Source organism: Streptomyces sp. NPDC051207, assembly GCF_040682395.1.
GTDB lineage: Bacteria > Actinomycetota > Actinomycetes > Streptomycetales > Streptomycetaceae > Streptomyces.
On record NZ_JBFBAX010000003.1, the window covers coordinates 358,418 to 364,980 of the forward strand.

At 71.5% G+C, this 6,563-nt stretch carries 7 protein-coding genes; 4 read left to right on the forward strand and 3 right to left on the reverse strand.

Going from position 1 to position 6,563, the window contains the following annotated elements; translation table 11 throughout:
- The first annotated feature begins 1 nt into the window (after position 1).
- From AB0M97_RS05165 to AB0M97_RS05175, 3 genes are all read left to right on the forward strand, one after another.
- Positions 2 to 796 (forward strand): thiazole synthase, encoded by a 795-nt coding sequence (locus AB0M97_RS05165; RefSeq protein ID WP_365959345.1) that lies wholly within the window; start codon positions 2 to 4, stop codon positions 794 to 796.
- Between the two features lie 98 nt (positions 797 to 894).
- Complete coding sequence (gene pknB / locus AB0M97_RS05170) at positions 895 to 2,859, forward strand: Stk1 family PASTA domain-containing Ser/Thr kinase (RefSeq protein WP_365959346.1); 1,965 nt, start codon at positions 895 to 897, stop codon at positions 2,857 to 2,859.
- Positions 2,860 to 2,893: 34 nt separating this feature from the next.
- Positions 2,894 to 3,778 carry a deoxyribonuclease IV gene (locus AB0M97_RS05175; RefSeq protein WP_365959347.1) on the forward strand — a complete coding sequence of 295 codons (885 nt, stop codon included), beginning with the start codon at positions 2,894 to 2,896 and terminating at the stop codon, positions 3,776 to 3,778.
- 1 nt (position 3,779) lies between these two features.
- On the opposite strand, the gene AB0M97_RS05180 is transcribed toward AB0M97_RS05175, so the two are convergent.
- Entirely contained in the window at positions 3,780 to 4,427 is a 648-nt protein-coding gene (locus tag AB0M97_RS05180) for a sulfite oxidase-like oxidoreductase (RefSeq protein ID WP_365959348.1), read from the reverse strand.
- Positions 4,428 to 4,622: 195 nt separating this feature from the next.
- Between AB0M97_RS05180 and bfr the strand changes: the two genes are divergently transcribed.
- Positions 4,623 to 5,102, forward strand: coding sequence for a bacterioferritin (gene bfr, locus AB0M97_RS05185; RefSeq protein ID WP_365959349.1), 480 nt, complete (start codon positions 4,623 to 4,625; stop codon positions 5,100 to 5,102).
- Positions 5,103 to 5,120: 18 nt separating this feature from the next.
- Here bfr and AB0M97_RS05190 read toward each other — a convergent pair whose 3' ends face one another.
- On the reverse strand, positions 5,121 to 5,360 hold the full coding sequence (locus AB0M97_RS05190) for a (2Fe-2S)-binding protein (RefSeq protein WP_365959350.1): 240 nt from the start codon (positions 5,358 to 5,360) through the stop codon (positions 5,121 to 5,123).
- Between the two features lie 153 nt (positions 5,361 to 5,513).
- A partial coding sequence (locus tag AB0M97_RS05195; protein ID WP_365959351.1) for a class II 3-deoxy-7-phosphoheptulonate synthase occupies positions 5,514 to 6,563 on the reverse strand: 1,050 nt, incomplete at its 5' end.

Genomic DNA, 6,563 nt, shown 5'->3' on the forward strand with positions numbered 1-6,563 from the left:
CATGGCCGACGACCCCTTCGTCCTCGGCGGTACGTCCTACACGTCCCGTCTGATCATGGGCACCGGCGGGGCGCCCAGCCTCGACGTGCTGGAACGCGCGCTGGTGGCCTCCGGCACGGAACTCACGACCGTCGCGATGCGGCGGGTGGACCCGTCGGTGCACGGGTCCGTGCTGTCGGTGCTGGACAAGCTCGGCATCCGGGTGCTGCCGAACACGGCGGGCTGCTTCACGGCCGGCGAGGCGGTGCTGACCGCGCGCCTGGCCCGGGAGGCGCTCGGCACGGATCTGATCAAGCTGGAGGTCATCGCCGACGAGCGGACCCTGCTGCCGGACCCGATCGAGCTGCTGGAGGCGGCGGAGACGCTGGTGGACGACGGGTTCACCGTGCTGCCGTACACGAACGACGACCCGGTGCTGGCACGGAAGCTGGAGGACGTCGGCTGCGCGGCCGTGATGCCGCTCGGCTCGCCCATCGGGTCCGGGCTCGGGATCCGCAACCCGCACAACTTCCAGCTGATCGTGGAGCACGCGCGCGTGCCGGTGATCCTGGACGCGGGGGCGGGCACGGCGTCCGACGTGGCGCTGGCGATGGAGCTGGGCTGTGCCGGGGTGATGCTCGCCTCGGCGGTCACGCGCGCCCAGGAGCCGGTACTGATGGCCGCCGGCATGCGGTGTGCCGTGGAGGCGGGGCGGCTGGCGTACCGCGCGGGGCGCATTCCCCGGCGCCACTTCGCCGAGGCGTCGTCCCCCGCGCAGGGCCGGGCGGTGCTGGACCCGGAGCGCCCCGCGTTCTGACCGGCCCGGGTGCGTCCCCGCGGTGCGAAGCGTCACAGGTCGGCTGCAGTGCTCCGGCGCGGACGTCGGTGTCAGTGACGGCTCGTACACTCACCTGCGTGGACACGACCCTTCAGGACCCTCTGGTCGGGCAGCTGCTCGACGGGCGGTACCGCGTCGAGGCGCGGATCGCGGTCGGCGGGATGGCCACGGTCTACCGGGCCGTGGACACCCGCCTGGACCGCGTTCTCGCGCTCAAGGTGATGCATCCGGCGCTCGCGGCCGACGGGGCGTTCGTCGAGCGGTTCATCCGCGAGGCGAAGTCGGTGGCGCGCCTGGCCCACCCGAACGTGGTGCAGGTCTTCGACCAGGGCACCGAGGGTCCGTACGTCTACCTCGCCATGGAGTACGTGGCGGGCTGCACCCTGCGTGACGTGCTGCGCGAGCGCGGCGCGCTGCAGCCGCGGGCCGCGCTGGACATCCTGGAGCCGGTGCTGGCCGCGCTGGGCGCCGCCCACCGTGCCGGGTTCGTGCACCGCGACATGAAGCCGGAGAACGTCCTGATCGGGGACGACGGCCGGGTCAAGGTCGCCGACTTCGGCCTGGTACGGGCCGTGGACACGGTGACGAACACCACCGGGACGGTGCTCGGCACGGTCGCGTATCTCGCGCCGGAGCAGATCGAGAGCGGCACCGCGGACCCGCGCGTCGACGTGTACGCGTGCGGTGTCGTCCTCTACGAGATGCTGACCGGCGACAAGCCGCACCACGGCGACTCCCCCGCGACCGTGCTCTACAAGCACCTGCACGAGGACGTGCCGCCGCCGTCGGCCGCCGTGCCCGGCCTGGCGTACGAGCTGGACGAGCTGGTCGCGTCGGCGACCGCCCGCACCCCGGACGTCCGGCCGCACGACGCGGTGGCGCTGCTCGCGCGGACCCGCGTGGCGCGCGCCGCGCTCGGCGCCGAGCAGCTGGACGCGATGCCGCCGCAGGCGCTCGCCGGGGGCCACGACATCACCGAGGACCGTACGAGCGTGATCCCGCGCGCGCTGAACTCCCCCACGCTCGGCCTGGCTCGCGCGGGGGCGTCCCCGTCGCGTCCGCTGCCGGTCGGCGGGGACGACGGGGCGGCCGGTGTGCACCGCACCAGCCGTCTGCAGTCCCCGCCGCCCCCGCCGCCGCTCCGCGGCCCCGGGCTGCGCGGGCGCGGCCCGCTGACGGTGGTGCTGGCGGTGCTGCTGGTGTTCGGCGTCGGCACGGGCGTCTGGTACATCAACTCCGGCCAGTTCACGAAGGTCCCGCCGCTGCTGACGAAGACGGAGGCGCAGGCCAGGGACCGGCTGGCGGAGGCCGGACTCGACGTGGGCGCCGTCCGGCACGCCCACAGCGACACGGTGAAGCGGGGCACGGTCATCAGTACGGACCCGGAAGCCGGCACCCGCATACGGCAGAACGACTCCGTGGCGCTGACGATCTCCGACGGCCCGAAGAACGTGAAGGTGCCCGACCTCGCCGGCTACCGCCTCGACAAGGCGCGCGCGCTGCTGAAGCAGGACGGCCTGGAGCCGGGCATGGTCACCCGCAGGTTCAGCGACGACGTCCCCCGGGGTTTCGTGGTCTCGACGTCCCCGGCGACGCGCACCACGGTCCGCGCGGGCTCGGCCGTCGCGCTCACCGTCAGCAAGGGCAGCCCCGTCGACGTGCCGGACGTCACCGGCGAGGACCTCGCCGACGCGCGGGCCGAGCTGGCGGAGGCCGGCCTGAAGGTGGAGGTCGCCGCGGAGCCGGTCCACTCCGGGCACGACAAGGGCGAGGTGGCCCGGCAGACCCCGGCGCCCGGCAGCCGGGCCGCCGAGGGCGACACGGTGACGCTGACGATGTCCAGGGGCCCGGAGATGGTCGAGGTCCCGGACGTGGTCGGCGACAGCGTGGACGACGCCAGGCGGGAGCTGGAGGCCGCCGGATTCGAGGTGCGCGAGGACCGCGGCCTGCTCGGCCTGTTCGGGGACACCGTCGAGGGGCAGTCCGTGGAGGGCGGGGAGAGCGCCCCCAAGGGGTCGGCCATCACCCTTGAGATCCGCTGACGGGGCGGGCCGTGCGGCATGACACCCTGGTCGGGTGAAGAGTCAGCAGCCCGGCCGTTCCCGCAATCCCGTCGGCGGCCACGTCCCCGTTGCCGGCGGTCTGCACTCCGTCGGCCTGTCGTACGCCCGTGACCTCGGCGCCGAGACCGTGCAGGTCTTCGTCGCCAACCCGCGCGGCTGGGCCACCCCGGTGGGCAATCCGCGGCAGGACGAGGCGTTCCGCGCGGCGTGCGAGGCGGAGTCGATCCCGGCGTACGTGCACGCCCCGTACCTGATCAACTTCGGCTCCCACACGGAGGCGACCGCGGAGCGCTCGGTGGAGTCGCTGCGGCACTCGCTGCGGCGCGGCCGGGAGATCGGGGCGCTCGGCGTGGTCGTGCACACGGGCAGCGCGACGGGCGGCCGGGACCGCTCGGTGGCGCTGCGGCAGGTCCGCGAGCGTCTGCTGCCGCTGCTGGACGAGCTGACCCACGACGACGACCCGTGTCTGCTGCTGGAGTCGACGGCCGGTCAGGGGTCCTCGCTGTGCTCGCGGACCTGGGACTTCGGCCCGTACTTCGAGGCGCTGGACGCCCATCCGAAGCTGGGCGTGTGCCTGGACACCTGCCACGTGTTCGCGGCCGGGCACGACCTGACCGGCCCGAGCGGCATGCACCGGACGCTGGACCTGCTGGTGGACACGGTCGGCGCGGGCCGGCTGAAGCTGATCCACGCCAACGACTCGAAGGACGTGGTGGGCGCCCACAAGGACCGGCACGCCAACATCGGCGCCGGTCACATCGGTGAGGACCCGTTCCGTGCGCTGATGACGCATCCCGCGACGGAGGGCGTGCCGCTGATCATCGAGACGCCCGGCGGCAGGGAGGGGCACGCGGCGGACCTGGAGCGGCTGAAGAAGCTCAGGGAGGCCGGGGGCTGAGTCAGAGCTCGGGGCCCTCGCCGGGCTCCTCCTGGTAGGAGTAGCGCTGTTCCTTCCAGGGGTCGCCGACGTTGTGATAGCCGCGCTCCTCCCAGAAGCCGCGGCGGTCGGCGGTCATGTACTCGACGCCGCGCACCCACTTGGGGCCTTTCCAGGCGTACAGGTGCGGCACGATCAGGCGCAGCGGGAAGCCGTGTTCGGCGGTGAGGAGTTCGCCGTCCTTGTGGGTGGCGAAGAGGGTGCGCTCGGCGGCGAAGTCGGTCAGCCGCAGGTTGGAGCTGAAGCCGTATTCGGCCCACACCATCACATGGGTGACCGTGGGCGCGGGCGGCGCGATCTCCAGGATGGTGCGGGCGGGAATGCCGCCCCACTCGGCGCCGACCATGGAGAACTTCGTGACGCAGTGCAGGTCGGCGACGACGGTGGTGTGGGGCAGTGCCGTGAACTCCTCGTGGTTCCAGCAGTGCTTCTCGCCGTCGGCGGTGGCGCCGAAGACCCGGAAGTCCCAGCGCTCGGGGCGGAACTTGGGGACCGGTCCGTAGTGGGTGACCGGCCAGCCCCGCTGGAGCCGCTGCCCCGGGGGAAGCCCGGCCTGTGTCGCTCCTTCTGAATCGCGCTCTCCCGATTCGCGCTCCGCCGGCTGACCCATGACTCCATCCTGACAGACCTCGGCACACGCCCTTGACCGGCCCCGCCCGCATCGCGGGCACCGGAGGTCATTCCCCCTCAATTTGGACTAAGCATGTACTAACTTACTAAGCGAAGACTTACTGGACGATCTTCTTCGGCGGTGCAATCATGCGGCGCAACCCGCCAGTTCCCCCGCCTGGAAGGAGCCTCTGCGATGCAGGGCGACCCCGAGGTCATCGAATTCCTCAACGAGCAGCTCACGGCCGAGCTCACCGCGATCAACCAGTACTTCCTGCACGCGAAGATGCAGGAGAACTTCGGCTGGACGAAGCTCGCGAAATACACGCGGCACGAGTCGTTCGACGAGATGAAGCACGCCGAGGTCCTGACCGACCGGATTCTCTTCCTGGAAGGGCTGCCCAACTACCAGCGGCTGTTCCACGTCCGGGTGGGCCAGACCGTCAGGGAGATGTTCGAGGCGGACCGGCAGATCGAGGTCGAGGCGATCGACCGCCTCAAGCGCGGCATCAAGGTGATGCGGGAAAAGGGCGACATCACGTCCGCGAACATCTTCGAGTCGATCCTGGAGGACGAGGAGCACCACATCGACTACCTCGACACCCAGCTCGACCTGCTCGAGAAGCTCGGCGAGGCCCTCTACCTGGCGCAGCTCATCGAGCAGCCGGAGAGCTGAGCGGCCTCTAGGCGGCCTCTAGGCGGCTTCGAGGCCGGTCGCGGCCGGCAGGTCGGAGAGGACGGGCATGCCCTGGTCGGCGAGGTCGCGGCGGGGGCAGGCGCCCCGGCCGAGGATCGCCTGGATGCGCCGCACGCACGACCCGCAGTCGGTGCCGGCCTTGCAGGCCGAGGCAATCTGGCGGGGGGTGCAGGCACCGTCCTCCGCGTGCCGCTTGACCTGCTGTTCGGTGATCCCGAAGCAACTGCAGACGTACACGCGGCTCACCTCCCGGCGGGATCGTTGGGTCGTGCCGTCCCGACGTGATCGGTGAGGCAAACCTAACCTTACCCGCCGCGCGGGTGGGGTGAAAGTGGGGTGGGGCGCGGATCGCATGTGATCCGCGCCCCACCCCACGCCGTGCCGGTGCGCCTACTGGTCGCGGTACATCTCGGCGACGAGGAAGGCCAGGTCGAGCGACTGGCTGCGGTTGAGCCGCGGGTCGCAGGCCGTCTCGTAGCGCTGGTGCAGGTCGTCGACGAAGATCTCGTCGCCGCCGCCCACGCACTCGGTGACGTCGTCGCCGGTCAGCTCCACGTGGATGCCGCCGGGGTGGGTGCCGAGCTCCTTGTGGACCTCGAAGAAGCCCTTGACCTCGTCCAGTACGTCGTCGAAGCGGCGGGTCTTGTGCCCGGAGGCCGCCTCGAAGGTGTTGCCGTGCATCGGGTCGGTCACCCAGGCCACCACCGCGCCGGACGCCGTGACCTTCTCCACCAGCTCCGGGAGCTTGTCGCGGATCTTGTCGGCGCCCATGCGGACGATGAAGGTCAGCCGGCCCGGCTCACGGTCCGGGTCCAGGCGCTCGATGTACTGCAGCGCCTCCTCGGCCGTGGTCGTCGGGCCGAGCTTGATGCCGATCGGGTTGCGGATCCGCGAGGCGAACTCGATGTGCGCGTGGTCCAGCTGGCGGGTGCGCTCGCCGATCCACACCATGTGCGCGGACACGTCGTACAGCTGCCCGGTGCGCGAGTCGACGCGGGTCAGCGCCGACTCGTAGTCCAGCAGGAGCGCCTCGTGCGACGAGAAGAACTCGACGGTCTTGAACTCCTCCGGGTCCACGCCGCACGCGTGCATGAAGTTCAGCGCGTTGTCGATCTCGCGGGCGAGCTGCTCGTAGCGCTGCCCGGACGGCGAGGACTTCACGAAGTCCTGGTTCCAGGCGTGCACCTGGCGCAGGTCGGCGTAGCCGCCGGTGGTGAAGGCGCGCACCAGGTTCAGCGTGGACGCCGACGCGTGGTACATGCGCTTGAGCCGCTCGGGGTCCGGGATCCGGGCCTCCTCGGTGAACTCGAAGCCGTTGACGGAGTCGCCCCGGTAGGTCGGGAGCGTCACGCCGCCGCGGGTCTCGGTCGGCTTGGAGCGCGGCTTGGAGTACTGGCCGGCGATCCGGCCGACCTTCACCACCGGCACGGAGGCGGCGTA